The sequence below is a fragment of the Bradyrhizobium sp. STM 3562 genome, assembly GCF_045571435.1.
In the GTDB taxonomy this organism is placed as follows: domain Bacteria; phylum Pseudomonadota; class Alphaproteobacteria; order Rhizobiales; family Xanthobacteraceae; genus Bradyrhizobium.
Genome location: NZ_CP120694.1, coordinates 6,541,842 through 6,561,676 on the forward strand (window position 1 = coordinate 6,541,842; position 19,835 = coordinate 6,561,676).

The window sequence follows — 19,835 nt, forward strand, 5'->3', positions numbered from 1 at the left end:
CTTCATGCGGCTTTGGCGGCCAGCGCCAGCGCGCGGCCGAACATCATGGCTTTGCGGATCCGCGCGACCGGCTCGCGCGAGCGGATCAGTTCGAGATACCAGAGCGCATCGGTGACATCGCCGATCAGCACCGCGCCGGTCAGCCGGCCATCGGCGATGACGAGCTTCTTGTAGGTGCCGCGCCTCGCGTCGCTCAGCACGATGCTTTCGCTGCCTTCCGCTCCCAGAAAATCGCCCGCGGAGAACACGCTGACACCTGATACTTTCAGGTTCGTCGCAACCACGCTGCCCTCATAGGCGACCTCGCGGCCGGCAAGATGCCGCGCCAGCATGCGCGCCTGCTCATAGGCCGGCTCGACCAGGCCGTAGCAGATGCCGCGATGCTCGGCGCATTCGCCAAGCGCGAAAACACCTTCCGCGCTGGTCTGCAGGCAATCGTCGACCACGATGCCGCGATTGACCGAGATGCCTGCTTCTTTCGCGAGCGTCACGTTCGGCCTGATGCCGGCGGCGAAGATCACCGCATCCGCCTCGATCCGGCGGCCATCGGCCAGTTCGACGCCTTCGACGCAGGCTTCTCCGAGAATGCGCGCGGTGCTGGCGTTGAGCAGGATGTCGATGCCCTTGCGCTCGACCAGCGATTTCAAGAGCTGAGCTGCCGGCGCATCGAGCTGGCGCTCCATCAGGCGGTCCATCAGATGCACCAGCGTCACCGGCGCGCCCGCCTTGGCGAGACCATAGGCCGCCTCCAGCCCGAGCAAGCCGCCCCCGATCACGACCACGCGCTTCTTGTTCGCGGCGAGCGTCAGCAGGAGATCGACATCGCGGCTGTCGCGGAAGGTGTTGACCCCTGGCAGATCGGCGCCGGGCACGTTGAGGCGGATGGCGGTCGAGCCGGTCGCCAGCACCAGTTTGGAGAACTCGACGCTCTCGTCATTCTCGATCTTGAGCTCGCGCCGCCCGATGTCGATCTCGGTGACGCGCGAGCCGTATTTCAGGGTGACACCGCGCTCGCGCCACCAGGACGCAGGCTTGAGCTCGATGTCGTGGGAGGCGGTCTCGCCGGCGAGCACCGACGACAGCAGCACGCGGTTATAGGCAAGCCGTGGCTCCTCGCCGATGACGGCGATGGCATAACGGCCAAGCGCGGATTTGACGAGCTCGTCGACCAGGCGCGCGGCCGCCATTCCGTTGCCGACGATGACCAGCGGTTCGCTCACGAGAGGCTCCTATTCCGCGGCTTCACGCCGGCCATAGGCCTGTTCGATCATGAAGGCGGAGAGCGTGCCATAGGCAGCGCTCCAGGCCTCGGCGACATCGCTCGTCCAGGCCTCGCCGAGCCCCTTCTCCAGCGTCCACAGCAGCGCGGAGCCGACCACCGGATAATGCTCGGGCTTGGCCCCATAGGCGACGTGGCGCTGGGCCAGAGCGGCGGCCGCCGGGAGAACCGCTTCCAGGTTTGACAGGCCGTTCACCACCACGGCCAACGTCGCCATCAGCTTCTTGCGCTGCTCGCTCATGTCGCCCGGAAACATCGCCCTCACCTGCGGCGCGACCTCGAACAGGCGGTCATAAAACATCACCGCGGCCTGGTCGGCGATCGGCGCCACCTTGGAAAAGCTCTGCTGCACGAGTGTGACCTGCTCCGGTGTCATCTTGTTCTCCTGCTTGGTTGGTCTCCCTCGCCCGACCAGCCGGGCGAGGGCAACGATCGAACGATGACGCGCGGCGGCTTACACGCGCGCCTCGGCAAGGCTGGTTGCGCCGGCGGCCGCGGGCGAGCGGCGCAGGTAGTACCACCAGGTCAGCGCCAGGCATGCCGCGTAGAAGCCGAGATAGATGACGAGCGCGAGCTGCGGGCCGCCGGTCAGCGCGATCGACTTGCCGAAGCCGCTCGGGATCAGATAGCCGCCGCAGGCGCCGATCGCGCCAATGAAGCCGAGCGCGGCGCCGCTTTCGATGCTGGCCGCCTTGAGCGCGGCAGCACGGGCCGCATCGCCCTGTCCTTTCACCTTCTGCAGGTTCTGCTCGCGGAAGATCGAGGGGATCATGCGGTAGGTCGAGCCGTTGCCGACGCCGGTGGTGACGAACAGGATCAGGAACGACGCGAGGAAGCCGGCGAAATCCTTGTTGCCGACGAAGTACAACACGCCGATCGTCGCCGCCGCCATGACGATAAAATTCCAGAAGGTGATGATCGCGCCGCCGACCTTGTCGGCGAGCAGACCGCCGATGGGGCGCGCCAGCGAACCCACGAGCGGTCCAAGAAATGCGATTCCGATGGTGACGGCCGGGAATTGCGTCTTGAGCAGCAGCGGGAACGCCGCGGAATAGCCGATGAAGGAGCCGAACGTCCCGATATAGATGAAGGACATGATCCAGGTATGCTTGCGCTTGACGATCGCAAGCTGGTTCTTGATCGAGGCCTTCGCGGTGGTCAGGTTGTTCATGAAGAAGGTGGCGCCGAACACCGCGATCGCGATCGGCAGCACCCACATCAGGCCGGCATTCTGCAGGTACACGCCGCCGACCGGGGTGGCCTGATAGAGATTGATGATGCCGAGCCCCATCAGGATGGGCGTTAGAAGCTGCACGCTGGAGACGCCGATATTGCCGCCGGCGGCATTCAAGCCGAGCGCCCAGCCCTTCATCCTGTCCGGATAGAAGAAGGAGATGTTGGTCATGCTGGAGGCGAAATTGCCGCCGCCGAGTCCGGCGGTGGAGGCGACCAGCAGCATCAGCCAGAACGGCGTCTCCGGATGACTGACGAAATAGGCGAGCGCGAGCGTCGGAATGAAGAGAACGGAGGCACTGAAGATGGTCCAGTTGCGGCCGCCGAAGGTGGTGACCGCAAACGTATAGGGAAAGCGCATGAAGGAGCCGATGAGGCCCGGCAGCGCCACCAATTGAAACAGCTCGTCGGTGGAATAATGGAAGCCGGCCTGCGGCAGCTTGGTCGCGACGATGCTCCAGATCAGCCAGACCGAGAACCCGATATGCTCGGCAACGATCGACCAGATGAGATTGCGGCGGGCAACGAGCTTGCCCTTTGAGTTCCAGAACGTTTCGTCTTCAGGATTCCAGTCCGATATCCAGGTCGGGTTCTGATCGCTCATAAATCTTCCTTTCATCGTGCGGCAATGCACGAGCGCGCGCCCTGGGGAGGCCCCAGTCGTGGCGGTGTCACAATTCGGATGAGGTTTTGCGAAGGACGGCGTCGGTGGCGTCAGAAGCTCTATTTCAAGCTTCGTGCCAAACCAGACCAACCGGAAATCATCAACAAATACAGAGCATTACTTGATATGCACAAGCATTGTGCAGGCCTAATTTCGCATCAAAAATTGGCGCCACGCTTATTTCTTGAATGCCGATTCGCTCATTTCTTGTGCGGCGCACAACAAATGGGCATCGACTCCGACCCAACACCGACCGGTCTCTCTCCGTCACCCCTCAAGGACGCGAGCGCAGCGCGCCTCGAAGGATGAGCGGGCCGTTTATTCTTCGAGGCTCGCTTCGCGAGCGCCTCAGGATAACGGAGAGAGTGTGTGTCTGTGTGGTGTCCGCCTCAGTGCAAAGGGCGGACGAACCGTTAGGCCGGCTCAGCGACCTTCGCACCCAGCGGCTTGGGCGCGAGGCCCTCGCCCGGCTTGAGATGGAAGTCGTAAGTCATCAGGTGCCACGGCCCGGTCGCCTTCGTGCCATCCGGCATCGCGGCGTCGCTGCGGGTCTCGACCTGAGCCACCAGTTCATCCTTCACGCCGAACACCACGTCGGAATCGAGATATTTGTCGCCGCCGATGAAGACGTGGGTGATCAGCGGCTCGTATCCGGGCGCGTTGACCAGGAAATGGACATGGGCAGGCCGCATTGGGTGGCGGCGGGTCTGCATGATCATCTCGCCGACAGGACCATCGGTCGGGATCGGATAGCTGCACGGCAGGATGGTGCGGAAGAAAAAACGGCCATCGGCGTCGGTGATGAAGCGCGCCCGCGACGAGGCCCCTTCCGTGGCGAAGGAGGGTTTTTGCGAATCGTAAAAGCCGTCGCCGTCGGCATGCCAGACGTCGACGGGAACGTTCGCCAGCGGCCTGCCGGCGAGATCCGTGACCCGGCTTTGCACGAACATCCGCTCGCCCTCGAGCTTGGCCGAGATGTCGGTGCCGTGCGGCGTCACCTTGTGCTCGCCGACATAGAACGGGCCGAGCACCGTGGTCTCGGTTGCGCCGTCGCGGTCGCGGTGATTGACCGCATCGACCAGCATGGACACGCCCAGCACGTCTGACAACAGGATGAACTCCTGGCGGATGTCGGAGCATTTCTGTCCGGTGCGGGTCAGGAAATCGATGGCATATTCCCATTCCGCGAAGGTCAGGTCGGTCCTGCGGACATAGTCATGCAGCGACTTCACCAATTCCTGCAGGAGGAATTTCGCGCGCGGGTTCGGCGTCTGCTCGAAGCTCTTCACGACGGCGGCGGTCAGTTCGGTTTCGTTGAATTGCGCCATTTTGATTTCCTACCCGGGATCTTTTTAGGTTACGTCGTAGCCCCAACCTACACCAGTTGTGCAGCTTCGTAAGCAGCCGGTTGGAGTGAGAGCCGGTTTCGGCTATCAAATCCATGTATCCAGCTTCCGCGACAAGAGGTCCGATGCTAGCCCCGCCCCTCGTCTCGCCCGAATCCGCCGGCATGTCCGGCGCCGCCCTCGCCCGCCTCGAAGCGCATCTGAAGCAGCGCTATGTCGACGCCGGCCGTTTTCCCGGAACCCAGCTCCTGGTCTATCGCCGGGGCAAGTTGGTGCACTCGACCGTGCAGGGCTATGCCGACATCGAGCGCAAGGTGCCGGTCAAGGACGACACCATCTTCCGCATCTATTCCATGACCAAGCCGATCACCTCGGTCGCCTTCATGATGCTGCTTGAGGAAGGCCGCGTCGCGCTGGACGAGCCGGTCGTCAAATACATTCCGGAATGGAAGGATCTCGGCGTGTTCGTGGCCGGCACGCCGCCCGCTTTCCTGACCCGCCCGCCATCGCGACCGATGCTGATCGTGGACCTTTTGCGGCATACCTCCGGGCTTACTTACGGATTTCAGCAGCGCTCCAACATCGACGCGGCCTATCGCGCCGGCAAAATCGGCGAGATCGAAAAGGCCGGAACGCTGCAATCGATGATCGAGGCGCTGGCCAGCATTCCGTTGGAGTTCTCGCCGGGCGAGGCCTGGAATTACTCCGTCTCCACCGACGTGGTGGGCTATCTCATTGAAAAGATCGCCGACCGGCCTTTCGAGCAATTCCTGAAGGAGCGGATTTTCGATCCGCTCGGCATGAACGACACCGATTTCTACGTACCGGCCGAGAAGGCGCATCGACTTGCTGCCTGCTATTCGGCCGATCCCCAGGGCGGCATGACCTTCCACGCCGGCCAACGCCGAAACGGGCTGACGCTGCAAGACGATCCGGCCACCAGCTCTTTCCTGCAGCCCCCTTCCCTGATCTCCGGCGGCGGCGGATTGTGCTCCACGGCTTCCGATTATCTGATTTTCTGCCGCGCCCTGCTGAACGGCGGTGAGCTCGGCGGAGTGAGGCTGATCGGGCCGAAGACGCTGGCGCTGATGACATCAAATCATCTGCCGAATGGGCTCGATCTGCCGAGCATGTCGCGCTCACTGTTTTCGGAAGCAACCTACAACGGCATCGGGTTTGGGCTCGGCTTTTCGGTGACGCTCGACCCTGCCAAGACGCTGATCCCGGGCAGCCGCGGCGAATATTCCTGGGGCGGCGCGGCGACGACCTCGTTCTGGATCGATCCGGCTGAAGAGTTGATTACAATTTTCATGACCCAGGTGTTGCCCTCGAGCGCCTACCCGCTGAGACGGGAGCTGCGCACCATGGTCTATGCGGCCATTACCGAGAGCAATCTCTAGGGTGGAACTCCGCAAACCCAGTTGCGTCGCGCCGACGAACCGCGCGGCGCAATCCGGGCCGGCCTGTTGCGCAAAATGTTTGGCCGAGTCGGCGCGGTTCTCCTATGCTACCAGTGGTTGGGCGGCCAATCTGGGGCGCTTGTGTCAAAGCTCTCACTGCCAGTGCGTCTTGTCCTTCTGGTCGCGGGCACCACGCTGCCGCTGATCCTGTTTGCGGTCGGCATCGTCTATCACGATTACGAGAAGGACCGCAGAGAGGCGACCCAGCGCGTGCTGGAGACGGCGCGCAGCATCCGCATCACGCTCGACGCCGAGATGCGTCGCATGACGGGCGGATTGCAGGTGCTGGCATTGACCAACGCGCTGCGAAGCGGCGATTTCGCCAATTTCGGGGCGATGGCCTCGGGCTTTCTCGACCAATACGCCAAGGACGGCGTCATCCTGGTCGCGGACCGCAACGGCCAGCTCGTGTTTTCGTCGCGCAAGCTCGACACGCTCAACTTGCCGGTGCGCAACAACCGCGAGATGGTCGATCAGGTGTTTGCGAGCAGGCAACCGCAATATTCAAACCTGTTCGAAGGCGTGGTGAAAAAGCGGACGGTGTTGACAGTCGAGGTGCCGGTGTTTCGCGACGGCACGGTGGTTTACGACATCTCCTTCAGCCCGCCGCTCGAGGTATTCCAGGGCATCATCGAGAAGCAGCGCCCGAGCGCCGACTGGACCGTCACGATGCTCGACCGCGAAGGCAAGGTCTTCGCGCGGATCCCGAACCCGGCGGCGACTTTCGGAAAACGCGCAACGTCGTCACTCTATGACCAGATGTTCCAGACGAACGAAGCCACGCTGACGAGCACCTCGCTGGAGGGCGTGCCGCTCATCACCGCCTACTCCCGCTCTCCGCTCACGGGTTGGACGGTCGCGGCCGGCGTTTCCGAGGGCTCGCTGGTCGCCCCGCTCTGGCGTGACCTTGCGATCACGAGCCTCACCGGCCTCCTGCTGCTTCTCGTCGGCCTCGCCTTTGCGGTGCGGATGGCCACTACAATCGCGCGCGGTGAAATGCTGCACAACCTTCTGATCGAGGAACTCAACCACCGCGTCAAGAACACGCTGGCGATCCTGCAGGCGATCGCGGTGCAGACCTTCCGCGGCGCCACCAAGACCGAGCGCGAGAAATTCGAGGGCAGACTCGGCGCTCTGGCCGAAGCGCATAACCTGCTCTCGAGCGAGAAATGGCAGGGCTCGGAGCTCAAGGACGTGCTCGAGCGCGTGCTGCAGCCCTATCTGATCAGCGGTCCCGACCGGATCAGGATGGTTGGCCCGCGCGTGCCCCTGCCGCCACGGGTCGCGGTCGTGCTTTCGATGATCGTGCACGAGATCGCGACCAATGCCGCCAAATATGGCGCGCTGTCCAATGACACCGGCACGGTTGCGGTCGAGTGGGAGATCTTGAGCGAGAACAACAATCCCCAGCTCAGGCTGATCTGGAGGGAGAGCGGCGGACCTCCGGTCACCGCACCGGTGCAGCGCGGCTTCGGCTCACGGCTGATCGAGCGCAGCGCCCGCGACCAACTCGGCGGCGAGGCCACCGTGGATTTTCTGCCGCGCGGCGTGGTCTGTACGATCACCTGCGCGCTGGCGGACACGGAGTAGAGCGAATGAGGTTCGCTCGAGTCCGCTGAAGGTGGCTCTGCCAAACGTCACAGCTTCAGCCGATGTTCTGCAGCATCGGGAAGGTTTCCAGAAGCCAGATGCTGACGCTCGACACCGCACCGGTCAGAAAACCGATGCCGGTGATGATCATCAGGACTCCCATCGCGCGCTCGACCGTGACGAGGTGCTTCTTCATGCGCGCAAACAGCGCCGAGAATTGCTCGACCATCAGGGCCGCGATCAGGAAGGGAATGCCGAGGCCGGCGGAATAGACCGCCAGCAGGCCGGCGCCCTTGGTCACCGTGGCTTCGGCCGCTGCAATCGACAGGATCGCCGCGAGGATCGGACCGATGCAGGGCGTCCAGCCGAAGGCAAAGGCGAGCCCCATCACATAGGCGCCCCACAGCCCGACCGGCTTTGGGATGGGCAGACGGCCTTCCCGCATCAAGAGCCCGATCCGGGTCAGCCCGAGGAAATGCAGCCCCATAAGGATGATCACGATGCCGGCCAGGATCGAAAGCTGCGCCGACCAGGCGCGGATCAGTGCGCCGATCAGGGAGGCGCTGGCGCCAAGCAGGATGAAGACCGTGGAGAAGCCGAGCACGAAGAGGGCGGCGGACAACATCACCGCGCGCCGTGAGCTCGATGCCGGCTCGTCGCTTTCGATATGCTCGATGGTGGCGCCGGTGAGATAGACCAGGTAGGGCGGCACCAGCGGCAACACGCAGGGCGAAAGGAAGCTGACCAAGCCCGCGATCAGCGCCGCCGGGATCGTGACATTCTGGATCATGCGCTTGTCGATGTCTCCTGCCCGATTCCTGAAGGCTCTTGCCTGGAGGGTTCAAGCCTTGAGGTGGAGCAATTCGGCTTCATGTAACGGATAAAGATAGTTGCGCAACGAACGCCGTTGTCGGCTACTCGCCAGAGCTACCGAAGCAACGGGGCGAGCTCCAGCGCATGGGGACCTCACATTCGGGATGTCGGGATCACAAATGCGGCATCGCGCCCGCCCGCCGCGCTCAACAGGAGTCTCAACTACTTCACGACGCGCAGCAGCGGCCGCCCATGCAACCCCTGAGCTTGCTCCGCCTCGCGCGATCCCCCTTCCGTGTTCGCCGCCATCTCTTCGCACAACGCCTTCAGCTCGGCGTCGCCGATATGGTAAAGCCGCATCCGAAGATCGAGAATGGCGACAGAGACCAGGTTGGCCGTATCGCGCTTCCCGCCCGCGGCGAGCATGCCGCGGCACTCCTCGAGCTTCACGAGAGCCGCAAGCAATTGTTCGTCTGAATTCGCCACCGTCTTTGTTTCCATTCCCGGGCTTGCGAGATGTGGTCGAAGCCTCCGCAACGATAACATGAGCGACAGGAGGATTCGAATACCATTTCGCTGCGACGCAGCCTGCGCGCCTGATCCTTTCGACCAAGGGCCTGTCTGAGGGGCCTAACGCCCGACGTGGAATAACGACGCACCCCCACGTCCACGAATCCACCGTAAAATCATGGCGATAACTTCCCAAAACCGACCGTAAGACTACGGATGGGCGATGAAATGGCGACGACAGAGACCCGTTCAGGTTGTGATTTGCGCAGTATTCTGCCAATTTAGCAGTTCGAGACGATGATGCGGTTGCTGATGGAACGAGGCGGTTCGCAACGGAAACACACGCTCACGCCGGTGGGTCACACTGACCGGCATGTCACCATCAACGCTGTACCGCACAAGAAAATAATACCACTGAGGCGCAAGCCGAGTTGGTCCGACACTTGGTCCTACTACCATCGCACCAATATGCACAGCCTTAAGCTGCGCTACATTGTTGTATGGACAAGTAGAGCCTCCAATCCCGCTGAAGACCCGTGATTTGGAAACAAATTCATACATTCACGGGAACTCAAAGCGGTATATATGGGTGCACCCCTGACCCATTGATCCAGGGGCTTTTCGACCGAAGGACGGTAACACCAGAATGAACAAATCAGCGGCGAAGAAGATGAAGCAGCGCAGTGCCGGCAAACCCGACATTGAGCTTGGTAAGCGAATCCGGTTGCGGCGCGTCGAACAGAAGATCTCGCAGGCGGAGCTGGGCGAAAAGCTCGGCGTCAGCTTCCAGCAGGTGCAGAAGTACGAGAAGGGCGTTAATCGCGTCGGCGCCGCTCGCCTTCAGCAGATCGCAGCCGCGCTCGATGTGCCCGTCACGTTCTTCTATGACGGCGACAACAAGTCGCGGGAAGTTGAGAGCCTGCTGTTTCTCGACAGCGCATTCAGCCTGAGGCTGCTCCGGGCCTACAGCAAGATCAAGGATCAGACGGTTCAGCGCCAGCTCGTGTCCTTGATGGAATCGATCGCGGCCAACGAAGAGTAAGCCTCGCAGCGAGCGGCCGATGGCCCCGGGTGCGAGCATGATCCTCTGCGCCATGATGGCGATTGACCAAGGCTGCCCGACCAGCCAGCAAACGATCGCATCGCCAGGCCACATATCCGCCCGGCGGAGTCCTTAGTGGCCTGCCGCGAGCGAGCGTGACGGCTTCGAGCTGTCCAACCAATAGAACTTTTCAGCGCTAGAGCAATTCATGGCTAGGCTGAATCGGGAGGGATTCCCCTGAGGGTTGGTTTGTGATTCAAGATGCTGGCTGGGCTGGGGGCCAGCATCTGATGAGCCGACCTCTTTCCAATGATCTGCGAGAGCGAGTGGTGGCGGCGGTGGCAGCTGGCGAGAGCTGCCGTACGGTAGCGGCACGGTTTGGTGTTGCAGTGTCGTCGGTGGTGAAGTGGTCGCAGCGCCATCGGGCGACCGGCTCGGTGAGCCCGGGCAAAATGGGCGGGCATCGCAAGCCGGTGCTGGAACCACACCGCGCTTTCATCAAAGAGCGGATCCGACAGACGCCGCATCTGACGCTGCACAAGCTGAAGGACGAACTCGCCGCGCGCGGGGTCAAGGTCTCGCACAATGCGGTCTGGACATTCCTGCGGCGCGAAGGACTGCGATTCAAAAAAACGCTGTTCGCCCTCGAGCAAGGCCGCGCTGACGTTGCGCGTCGGCGGCGACGCTGGCGGTCATGGCAGGCCAGCTTGGATCCCCAGCGCCTGGTTTTCATCGACGAGACCTGGATCAAAACCAGCATGGCCCCGCTGCGCGGATGGGGACCGAAGGGCGAGCGGGTGCGAGGTTTTGCCCCGCACGGCCACTGGCGAACGCTGACTTTTCTCGGCGCTCTGCGCTGCAATGGTCTCACGGCCCCTTGCGTCTTCGACGGGCCGATCAACGGCGAGTGCTTCCGAGCTTATGTCGAACAGCAACTCGTTCCCGTTCTCAAGCCCGGCGACATCGTCATCATGGACAATCTCGGCAGCCATAAGTCGGCCGCTCTGCGCCGCATCATCCGCGGCGCCGGCGCCAGGCTCTGGTACCTGCCGCCTTACTCACCAGATCTCAATCCGATCGAGCAGGCCTTTGCCAAGATCAAGCATTGGATGCGCATCGCCCAGAAGCGCACCATCGAAGACACTTGGCGTTGCATCGGCGACCTCGTCACAACTATCCAGCCCCGCGAATGCAGCAACTATTTCGCCAACGCAGGTTACGCTTCCGCCAAATCGTGAAACGCTCTAGCCGCTCTCGCGCGCCGCAGCGTTATGCGCGGCCGCAAATTTATGATCACGCAACAGTGTGAGCCCGGCCATCGTCGGCGCATTTGGTGCGGCAGGATTCGGGACGTTATGCCTAGCCTGCATGCGCAACGCGGCCATCCTCGCCAAGCATCTTTCGGTGGTCCGCTGACCGCATCTGGCGCGGTCGATGCAAGCTCCCTCGCGAGGACGGCAGCTCAGCGGTGCATATAAATCATCCCTGGCCCGGCGGCCGATGAGCTAAGCTTCGGCTGGCCTTCACTGAGGGCCGGCCCTTCCTTTAGCGAAAGCCGCTTTCATGCTGGATACGCCCCACAAGTCCAAGTCCTACGCCGACGGCAAGATCCTGCAGGAGATCACGGGCGGCATCGGCGTCATCACCTTCAACAATCCGGACAAGCGCAATGCGATGTCGCTTGCGATGTGGGAGGGGCTCGGCCTCGCGCTGACCGAATTGCGCGATGATCCTGACGTGCGCGTCGTGATCCTCACCGGCGCCGGCGACAAGGCGTTTGTCTCCGGCGCCGACATCAGCCAGTTCGAGAAGGAGCGGCACAACGCGCAAGCCTCGGAGGAATATTCCAGGCGCAGCGCCGCACAAAGGGCCCTGCTCGCCGACTACCCGAAGCCGACGATCGCGTGCATCCGCGGGTTCTGCCTCGGCGGCGGCATGCTGGTGGCGATGCTCGCCGACATCCGCATCGCCGCGGACGACAGCCAGTTCGGCATTCCCGCGGCCAAGCTCGGCATCGCCTATGGCTATGATGGGCTCAAGCATCTGGTCTCGCTGGTGGGGCCGTCCTGGGCGCGGCTTCTGATGTACACGGGCATGCGGATCGATGCTTCGGAGGCGCTGCGCATCGGCCTGGTCGAGCGCGTGCTCCCCGACGGCGAGCTGTGGAATGCGACCATGGAGATCGCGCGCGCCATCTCCCACAATGCGCCGCTGGCGATCAAGGCCGCTAAGATCACCATTGCGCAAGTGCTGAAGGACTCCGGCGATCGCGACATGGCGGCGATCAAGGACATCGGCATCGCCTGCATGGATAGCGAGGATTTTCGCGAAGGCCGCCGCGCTTTCATGGAAAAGCGCAAGCCGCAATTCCAGGGACGGTAGCGGCGCGATGCACTCGAAAAGCCTGAACCGCGCTTGGCTGAACCGATGTTCAGGTAGATTAAATCGCGGACAGTATCGCGACAGCACCGCAACTAACTGATCTCGCAGAAGTTCTGGAGTCTCGGAGGAGGAGACATCCATGAACGTGAAATCTGCTTTCATTGCTTTGGCCGCACTTGGCGGCGTCGCATTCAGTGCAGGTTCGGCTTTCGCCATGCCAAATGGCATTCCGCAAGCCGGCCAGATCATCGGCCAGAGCGCAAACATCCAGGAGGCCCGCTGGGTCTGCAATCCTTGGGGCCGCTGCTTCTGGCGTCCGAACTGGTATGGCGCCTACGGCTACTACGGTCCACGCCCGTACTGGCGGTGGCACCGCTGGCATCGTTGGCACCACTGGTATTAGAACGTGAGGGGGCGCAAGCCCCCTCTCTTTTTGACGCAAGCGGACTGGAGTGCGAGCAGCGCTTTCGCAACGTCGGCGCTGCAACCAAAAGCTGTTTTGCTGGTTCTTGGAGTCTCCAACAAGGGAGACAGCCCATGAAACTGAAAGCTGTTGTTGTTGGCTTGACCGCGCTCGGCGGCGTCGCGCTCACCGCCGGTCCGGCTGCCGCCGCGATGCCAAACGGCCTTCCTCAGGCCAAGCAGATCACCGGCCAGACTGCAAACGTCGAACAGGTCCGCTTGGTCTGCAATCGCTTTGGTCGCTGCTGGCGTACCGGTCCGCGCGTGGCCTGGGGTCCGCGCCGCGTGTGGCGTCCCGGCTGGCGCCGCACCTATGCCTTGGGGCCGGGCTGGCGCCGCTCCTATGCCTTCGCTCCGGGCCCGGCGTGGGGCCCACGCCCAGCCTGGGGTCCGCGGCCGGTCTGGGGCCCGCAGCCAGGTTGGGGCTGGGGTGGCGGCTGGAATAGTTGGGGCTGGTGATCAGATCGGGCGCCAAGCCCCTTTCGATCGCCGCTCACGCTACAGCGCCGCCAGCACCGCTTCGGCAATATCGGCCGTTCCGTTGCTGCCGCCAAATTCAATGGGCTTGATGCCATCGGCATAGGCCTTGTCGACCGCGCGCTCGATACGTTCGCCCGCATCGGCCGCGCTCGTGAGGCCATGCCTGTCCGCAAGCCAGTCCAGCATCATCGCGGCTGAGAGGATCATCGCGGTGGGGTTGGCCTTGCCCTGCCCCATGATGTCGGGCGCGGTGCCGTGACACGGCTGGAACACCGCATGGCGATCGCCGATGTCGGCTGACGGCGCCATGCCCATGCCACCGATGAGGCCGGCGGTGAGATCGGAGAGGATGTCGCCGAACATGTTCTCCGTCACCATGACGTCGAAATCCCAGGGCCGCTTGACCAGCATGGCCGAGCAAGCATCGACATAGAGGTGTTCGGCTTTCACTTGCCGATGACGTTGAGCCGCCTCATCGAACATCTCGCGAAAGAAGGCGAAGGCCTTGAACACATTGGCCTTGTCGACGCAGGTCAAGATCCCGCCACGCCCCCGCGCGCGCCGCCGCTCGGCGAGCTTGAAGGAAAACTCGAACAGTCGCTCCGAGGTCTTGCGCGTGATGAGAAGCGTCTCACGGGCCTCATCATACGTGACCACGCCCTTGCCCATCGACGCGAACAGTCCTTCCGTGGACTCGCGGATCAGCACCAGGTCGATGCCGCGCGCATCCGCGCCGAGGATCGGGCTGGGTACGCCCGGAATGAGCCGCGCCGGACGCACGCCGGCATAGAGATCGAAGTGAAAGCGCAGCTCGATCTGCGGCGCGATCTCGGTATTGTCGGGATAGCGCACCGATGGCAGCCCGCAGGCGCCGAGCAGGATCGCGTCCGCCTCCTCGCACAGCTTGAGGGTGGAATCCGGCATCGACTTGCCGGTTTCGCGATAATGGTTGGCTCCGGCCGGCGCCTCGGTGAAGCGAAATTTCAGATCCGATTTCGCCGCGACCTTGCGCAAGACCTCCAGAGCGGGCGCCATCACTTCGGGCCCGATGCCGTCACCAGGCAGCACGGCGATATGGAGCGCGTTGTTGGCGGACATGGGATTCCTCAGGAGATATTGTTCGAACGAAGTTGGAGGCCTCCGTCATGCCCGGGCTTGTCCCACGGCTGTCCGGTTGAGAGTTAGCATAGAGCAAGGCTCATCTGTTGCTGATCTTGAAGGAGCGGTGGCGGATCGAGCAGATTGTGGATTGATCTGCGGTGCAAGAGGTTGGCGCGGACCAACCTGGCGAAGACGAGCGGGCTTCGGACGGCTTTTTGGGCAGCTTGAGCCAGACGTAGCAGCAGGAAGGCGATCAGAGCGACGGCGATCTGGATGCGCACCGCATTCTCGGAGGTGCCGACGAAGCGGGTGATCTTCAAGGTTTGCTTGACCCAGCGGAAGAACAGCTCGATGGCCCAGCGCCGGCGATAGAGCTCGGCGATTTCCTCGGCGGGGGCATCGAGATCGTTCGACAGGATGCGCAGGACCTTGCCGGTGTCGGTCCTGACCCGCACCTCGCGCACGGCATCCTGCATCGGATTGCGGCGGCTCTTGGCCTGGCGCGCGGGCAAGAAGCCGATACGGTCGGAGAGGATGTTGCTGGTGGGAACGACCGCAAGCTCCTCGATGACGTCCAGCGGCGTATTGGATTTGAAGCGGGTGACGATCCGGCATCCGGCGGCATCAAGCGCGGCCCACCAAAGATAGTCGTAATAGCCGAGATCGAAGACATAGGTCGCACCCGGCTCGACCGGCATCTGATGGGCTGCCGTGATATCGTTGACATTGGCCGCGGTGACCGCCGCATAGATCGGCTGATCGGCGTCGGCGTCGTAGATCACATGCACCTTGGCGCCGCAGACGCCGGCCGAAAACTGCGCCCAGTCGGCACTATATCTGTTCAGCCGCACGCTGGTGGCATCGATCAGATAGACCGCCTCGGCCATATTGCGGCGCAAGCCACGGTGGGCCTGCTTCATCATCAACTCCAGCAGCCCGGTAAACACCGTGAAAGGCCGGTTGGCGTTGGCGTCGGACAAAGTTGATCGCCGGACCGGCGCTGCGCCAAGGTGGTAGAGCCGCGCCTCATGGCTCGAAAGAGCCGTCACAATCTCGCGCAGCCCCGCCGCCCCCGAAAGTTGGCCGTACAGCAATGCCAGGAACTGCACCTTGGTCGGCAGCCGCCGCACGCGCGCATCCGCATCATGTCCTTCCACAAGCGCTTCAAACCGATGCCACGGCACGAGCTTCAGAACCTCGCGGAATACTGTATTGTGATGCGGCATGGCGCTGATCTCCTGTCGTGTCCCGGAACGCTTGCAGACGTCCAGAACAGACTAGAATCAACGCCATGCGCCTTGTCCACAAATTCTAAACCGGACAGCCGTGGGCTTGTCCCGGGCACCCACGTATTACCACGGGCTCGCCGAGAAGACGTGGATGGCCGGGTCAAGCCCGGCCATGATGTTAAGGCGGCAGCGGAAGCCCTAAGGCACCAACACCGCGCGGCCGACCAGGCGTCCCTTCTGCAAATCGACCAGCGCATCGTTGGCCTTGGCGAGCGGCAGCGTCGTCACCGGGATCGGCGGGATCTTCTTGGCGCGGACGAGATCGAGCAATTCCTGCGTCTCGCGCAGGTTTCCGACGTAGCTGCCCTGGATGGTGATCGCCTTGATCGGAATCAGCGGCAGCGCCCACGGCGCGCCGCCGCCGAACAGGCCGACGATCACGAGCTTGCCGCCCTTGGTCAGGCAGTCAAAGCCGAGCTGGGTGGTGGCGGCATTGCCGACAAGATCGATCACCGCGCGGATCGGCTCGCCCGCCTTTTTCGTCAATTGCTCTAGCGCATCCGGGGCGCTGCCGTCGACGGTCGCGAGCGCGCCGGCCTTCTCCGCCGCCTCGCGCTTGCGCGCGTCGATATCGACGACGATGGCGCCTCTGCCCCCCATCGCCTTCAATAGCGACAGCGCCATCAGGCCGAGCCCGCCGGCGCCGAAGATCACGATCGGCGTATTGAAGTCTTTCTCGACCTTTTTCAGCGCGCTGTAGGTGGTCACGCCCGAGCAGGCGTAGGGCGCGGTGGTGACGGGATCGAGGCCCTTCAGGTTCAACAGATACTTTGGATGCCGCACCGTCATGTGATCGGCATAGCCGCCGTCGCAATAGACGCCGAGCGATTGCGGCCGCAGGCACATGTTCTCGTCGCCGGCAACACAGGTCGTGCATTGGCCGCAGCCGAGCCAGGGATAGACCAGCGCGATATCGCCGACCTTCAGATCGCCCTTGTCGGCCTCCTTCACATCCGGCCCGAAGGCGAGGATCTCGCCGACCGTCTCATGGCCCATGGTACGCGGCAGCGACACGCCGCGATCCTTCAAGGACAGCGGCTTGCGGCCGTGGCCGAGATCGTAGCCGCCTTCCCAGATGTGCAGATCGCTGTGGCAGACGCCGGCCGCCTTGACCTTGATCAGCACCTGCGTCCCCGAGGGCTGCGGCGTCGGCTGCTCCACCTCTTTTAGGGGCGCGTGGAAATCGGCAACCTGGAAACTCCTCATGATTCCTCTCCCGTCTTCTTGCTCTTTTGCTTTAAAGCCACTGCGCCGACGGCGCTGACCGCGCGAACCTGCTTATTGAGAACAAAGCCCCGTGGCAAGGCAAGGGCCGTATTGCCTCCCATGCGGGCCTGCGCCGCTATTCGGCCGCAGCCTGCTTGCCTGAAAGGGCCGCAATCTTCTGTTCGGAAAGGCCGGCCTCCTGGAGCAGTAGGCTCGTGTGCTCGCCAAGCGCGGCGATCCGCCGGCCGGCCGCGACCCTCGCACCCGACATCCGGAACGGCAGGTTGAGCACCTTGAAGGCACCGCCGCCATCCTCCACCTCCGCCAGCGCGCCGCGATGGGCAAGCTGCGGATCGGCCAAGGCTTGCGCGACGGTGCGGTAGGCGGATGAGGGGACGCCTTCCTTGTTCAACTCGGCCAGGCATTGTTCCGTCGTCACGGTGCGCGACCAGGCCTCCACGCCGTCCATCAAATCGGCCCAGTTGTTGCGGCGATCGGCGTAGAGCGCAAAGCGGGGATCGCCGACCCATTCGGGGTGGCCGATCACCTTCACGAGGCTCTGAAAGGTTTTTTCGCTGGCGACCGCGACCATGACATAGCCGTCCGCCGTTTCGATCGGCCCGAACAGCGGACGCGAAGTCTGCTTCACCGGGAATTGCGACCACTGCACCTCGTTGAGCGTCAGGCTCAGCATCGATTCCAGCATCGACACGTCGATATGCTGGCCGCGCCCGGTCTGGCTGCGCTGGTACAGCGCCGCCGAAATCGCTCCGAAGGCATAGACGCCGGTCAAGACATCGGCATGGTAGATGCCGCAATAGTCCGGCCGCTCGCGGCCGGGCTGATAGGCCAGATGCGCCATGTCATAGCCGGACGCGGCATGGATGACCGGCGCATAGGCTGGCAGTTCGGCCGATGGCCCATTCTGGCCATAGCCGGAGATCGAGCAATAGATCAGCCGCTCGTTGAGCTGATGTAGCGCATCGTAATCGAGCCTGAGCCGCCGCATCACGCCCGGCCGGAAATTCTCGACCAGGATATCGGCGCTTGCGACCAGCCGCCGCACCGCCTCGATGCCTTCGGGCGACTTCAGGTCCAGCACCAGGCTCTTCTTGCCCGCATTGAGCTGACCGAACGCGGTCGAGTATCCGTTGCGCACGGGAGGACGACTGCGCATGGTCTCGCCTTCGACCGCTTCGATCTTGATCACCTCGGCGCCCATGTCGGCAAGCATGCGCGCACAATGCGGGCCTGCGATCGTGGTCGAAAAATCGAGAACGCGAAGGCCGGCAAGGCAACCTGTCAAATGGCCCTCATCGTTTTTCGTTATGGTCATTCTCAAGTCTCCCTAGACTCAAAACGCTCGCCTTCGAGGCGCGCGGCGCAAGCGACCCTAAGGCTTGAAATCCTGTTGGGGAAGCTTTCCGCCGCACGGGCTTTCGGCGCGCAGCTTTGAATTGAGAGAAACTGGACCTTTTCTTGCATGGCAGCATCTGACAGCGCGACCCTCGGCAACGGGGCACTCGTACGGGGCATTGTTTGAAGGTCCTTTTTGTCACGACGGAGATGGACGACTTCGTCCGCGTAGGCGGACTGGCCGCCGTTTCCGCCGCCCTTCCCCGGGCGCTGCGCCCGTGGAGCGACGTGCGCATCCTCCTTCCGGGATACCGGGACGTCGTCGAACAGTTCACGCATATTCAGATCGTTGGCCAGTGCGCTCCGTTCGCACAGATGCCGGCCTGCACGCTCGGCCGTTCGTCGACCAAGGACGGCCTGCCGATCTACCTGCTGCTTTGCCCGGAGCTCTACGATCGGCCGGGCAATCCTTACGGCGACGAACAAGGGCGCGACTGGCCGGACAACGACATCCGTTTCGGTCGCCTCGCCTCCGCCGCTGCCGAACTTGCGATGGGCAAGCTGGACAAGAATTGGGCAGCCGACCTCGTCCACGCCAATGATTGGCAGGCTGCGCTGGTGCCGGCCTATCTCGCCTGGCGCAGCGCCGGGATCCCCACCATTCTGACCATTCATAACCTCGCCTATCAGGGTCTCTTCCCGAAGGAATCGTTGCGCCGGATCGGCGCACCCGACAACGTCTTCCATATCGACGGGCTCGAGTTCTACGACAAGCTGTCCTTCCTCAAGGGCGGCCTCGTCTACGCCTCGCATTTGACGACGGTCAGCGCGACCTATGCGAAGGAGATCACGAGCGCCGAGTTCGGCTGCGGATTGGAAGGCCTGTTGCGCATCCGCTCGGAGGCCGCGCAGCTCACCGGTATTCTCAACGGCATCGACGAAAGCTGGGATCCGCGCTTCTGCGCGCAACTGGCGCAACCGTTCGGCGCCGGCGACTGGGAGGGCAAGCAGGCCAATGCCGACTATGTGCGCAAGCAGTTCGGGCTCGCCGTCTCGCGCGGCCCGATGTTTGGCCTGGTCGCGCGGCTCGTGCACCAGAAGGGCATCGACCTCGTGCTCTCGGCCGCCGACGAAATCGTCGAAGCCGGCGGCCAGATCGTGGTGACAGGCTCCGGCGAGATGCAATTCGAGCAGGCGCTGGTGGATGCGCATCGGCGCAGGCCGGATGCAATCGCGGTCGCGATCGGCTTTAACGATGCGCAGGCCCGACGCATCTTTGCCGGCAGCGATTTCACCCTGATGCCGTCGCGCTTCGAACCTTGCGGACTGAGCCAGATGTATGCGCAGCGTTTCGGCTCGCTGCCGATCGGCCGCCAGACCGGCGGGCTCGCCGAAACCATCACCGACGGCGAAACCGGATTCTTGTTCGAACAGCCGTCGGCCGAGTCGTTTCTCGGCGGCATCCGCCGGGCGTTTGCCGCCTTCACCGCCAAAGACCGCCTCGACTCCATGCGCCGCAGCGCCATGGCACGCAGTTTCAGTTGGAGCCTGTCGGCCGCCTGCTACAGCGCGCTGTACCGAAAGCTGGTGTTGCCGTAAGGCGGCGCCTGCCTTTCGCCGCG

The 19,835-nt window shown here is 63.1% G+C and carries 18 protein-coding genes; 8 read left to right on the plus strand and 10 right to left on the minus strand.

The window, feature by feature from the left end; genetic code table 11:
• Positions 1-2: 2 nt before the first annotated feature.
• From P6U23_RS30120 to P6U23_RS30135, 4 genes are all read right to left on the minus strand, one after another.
• On the minus strand, positions 3-1,187 hold the full coding sequence (locus P6U23_RS30120) for an NAD(P)/FAD-dependent oxidoreductase (protein ID WP_407181635.1): 1,185 nt from the start codon (positions 1,185-1,187) through the stop codon (positions 3-5).
• Positions 1,188-1,229: 42 nt separating this feature from the next.
• Positions 1,230-1,655 carry a globin family protein gene (locus P6U23_RS30125; protein ID WP_407176017.1) on the minus strand — a complete coding sequence of 142 codons (426 nt, stop codon included), beginning with the start codon at positions 1,653-1,655 and terminating at the stop codon, positions 1,230-1,232.
• A 78-nt stretch (positions 1,656-1,733) separates the two neighbouring features.
• Entirely contained in the window at positions 1,734-3,116 is a 1,383-nt protein-coding gene (locus P6U23_RS30130; protein WP_407176018.1) for an MFS transporter, read from the minus strand.
• Between the two features lie 473 nt (positions 3,117-3,589).
• Positions 3,590-4,504, minus strand: coding sequence for an intradiol ring-cleavage dioxygenase (locus P6U23_RS30135; RefSeq protein WP_407176019.1), 915 nt, complete (start codon positions 4,502-4,504; stop codon positions 3,590-3,592).
• 143 nt (positions 4,505-4,647) lie between these two features.
• On the opposite strand from P6U23_RS30135, the gene P6U23_RS30140 reads away from it, so the two are divergent.
• Together P6U23_RS30140 and P6U23_RS30145 are read left to right on the plus strand one after the other, a co-directional pair.
• Complete coding sequence (locus P6U23_RS30140; protein ID WP_407176020.1) at positions 4,648-5,922, plus strand: serine hydrolase domain-containing protein; 1,275 nt, start codon at positions 4,648-4,650, stop codon at positions 5,920-5,922.
• A 141-nt stretch (positions 5,923-6,063) separates the two neighbouring features.
• Positions 6,064-7,572, plus strand: coding sequence for a sensor histidine kinase (locus tag P6U23_RS30145; RefSeq protein ID WP_407176021.1), 1,509 nt, complete (start codon positions 6,064-6,066; stop codon positions 7,570-7,572).
• A 55-nt stretch (positions 7,573-7,627) separates the two neighbouring features.
• On the opposite strand, the gene P6U23_RS30150 is transcribed toward P6U23_RS30145, so the two are convergent.
• Positions 7,628-8,362 (minus strand): cytochrome c biogenesis CcdA family protein, encoded by a 735-nt coding sequence (locus P6U23_RS30150; protein WP_407176022.1) that lies wholly within the window; start codon positions 8,360-8,362, stop codon positions 7,628-7,630.
• A gap of 245 nt (positions 8,363-8,607) precedes the next feature.
• The gene (locus tag P6U23_RS30155; RefSeq protein WP_407176023.1) at positions 8,608-8,835 is read right to left on the minus strand and encodes a hypothetical protein; all 228 of its coding nucleotides are present in this window, start codon (positions 8,833-8,835) and stop codon (positions 8,608-8,610) included.
• Positions 8,836-9,541: 706 nt separating this feature from the next.
• Between P6U23_RS30155 and P6U23_RS30160 the strand changes: the two genes are divergently transcribed.
• The 5 genes from P6U23_RS30160 to P6U23_RS30180 all read left to right on the plus strand — a co-directional run bounded on the left by P6U23_RS30160 (position 9,542) and on the right by P6U23_RS30180 (position 13,240).
• Positions 9,542-9,937 carry a helix-turn-helix domain-containing protein gene (locus P6U23_RS30160; RefSeq protein ID WP_024511487.1) on the plus strand — a complete coding sequence of 132 codons (396 nt, stop codon included), beginning with the start codon at positions 9,542-9,544 and terminating at the stop codon, positions 9,935-9,937.
• Between the two features lie 290 nt (positions 9,938-10,227).
• Positions 10,228-11,175 (plus strand): IS630 family transposase, encoded by a 948-nt coding sequence (locus P6U23_RS30165; protein ID WP_407176024.1) that lies wholly within the window; start codon positions 10,228-10,230, stop codon positions 11,173-11,175.
• Positions 11,176-11,500: 325 nt separating this feature from the next.
• The gene (locus P6U23_RS30170; RefSeq protein ID WP_407176025.1) at positions 11,501-12,319 is read left to right on the plus strand and encodes an enoyl-CoA hydratase; all 819 of its coding nucleotides are present in this window, start codon (positions 11,501-11,503) and stop codon (positions 12,317-12,319) included.
• Positions 12,320-12,458: 139 nt separating this feature from the next.
• Positions 12,459-12,722: a hypothetical protein gene (locus P6U23_RS30175; protein WP_407176026.1), complete on the plus strand. Its 264-nt coding sequence runs from the start codon at positions 12,459-12,461 to the stop codon at positions 12,720-12,722.
• Between the two features lie 134 nt (positions 12,723-12,856).
• Positions 12,857-13,240 (plus strand): hypothetical protein, encoded by a 384-nt coding sequence (locus tag P6U23_RS30180; protein ID WP_407176027.1) that lies wholly within the window; start codon positions 12,857-12,859, stop codon positions 13,238-13,240.
• A gap of 39 nt (positions 13,241-13,279) precedes the next feature.
• On the opposite strand, the gene P6U23_RS30185 is transcribed toward P6U23_RS30180, so the two are convergent.
• From P6U23_RS30185 to P6U23_RS30200, 4 genes are all read right to left on the minus strand, one after another.
• On the minus strand, positions 13,280-14,359 hold the full coding sequence (locus P6U23_RS30185) for an isocitrate/isopropylmalate dehydrogenase family protein (protein ID WP_407176028.1): 1,080 nt from the start codon (positions 14,357-14,359) through the stop codon (positions 13,280-13,282).
• A gap of 83 nt (positions 14,360-14,442) precedes the next feature.
• Positions 14,443-15,588 (minus strand): IS4 family transposase, encoded by a 1,146-nt coding sequence (locus P6U23_RS30190; RefSeq protein WP_407176029.1) that lies wholly within the window; start codon positions 15,586-15,588, stop codon positions 14,443-14,445.
• 201 nt (positions 15,589-15,789) lie between these two features.
• The gene (locus tag P6U23_RS30195) at positions 15,790-16,857 is read right to left on the minus strand and encodes an alcohol dehydrogenase (RefSeq protein ID WP_407176030.1); all 1,068 of its coding nucleotides are present in this window, start codon (positions 16,855-16,857) and stop codon (positions 15,790-15,792) included.
• Between the two features lie 136 nt (positions 16,858-16,993).
• A complete protein-coding gene (locus tag P6U23_RS30200) occupies positions 16,994-18,193 on the minus strand; it encodes a CaiB/BaiF CoA transferase family protein (protein ID WP_407176031.1) in 1,200 nt (399 codons plus the stop codon).
• 230 nt (positions 18,194-18,423) lie between these two features.
• Here P6U23_RS30200 and glgA point away from each other — a divergent pair, with 230 nt between their 5' ends.
• A complete protein-coding gene (glgA, locus tag P6U23_RS30205; RefSeq protein WP_407181636.1) occupies positions 18,424-19,812 on the plus strand; it encodes a glycogen synthase GlgA in 1,389 nt (462 codons plus the stop codon).
• Positions 19,813-19,835 lie beyond the last annotated feature (23 nt).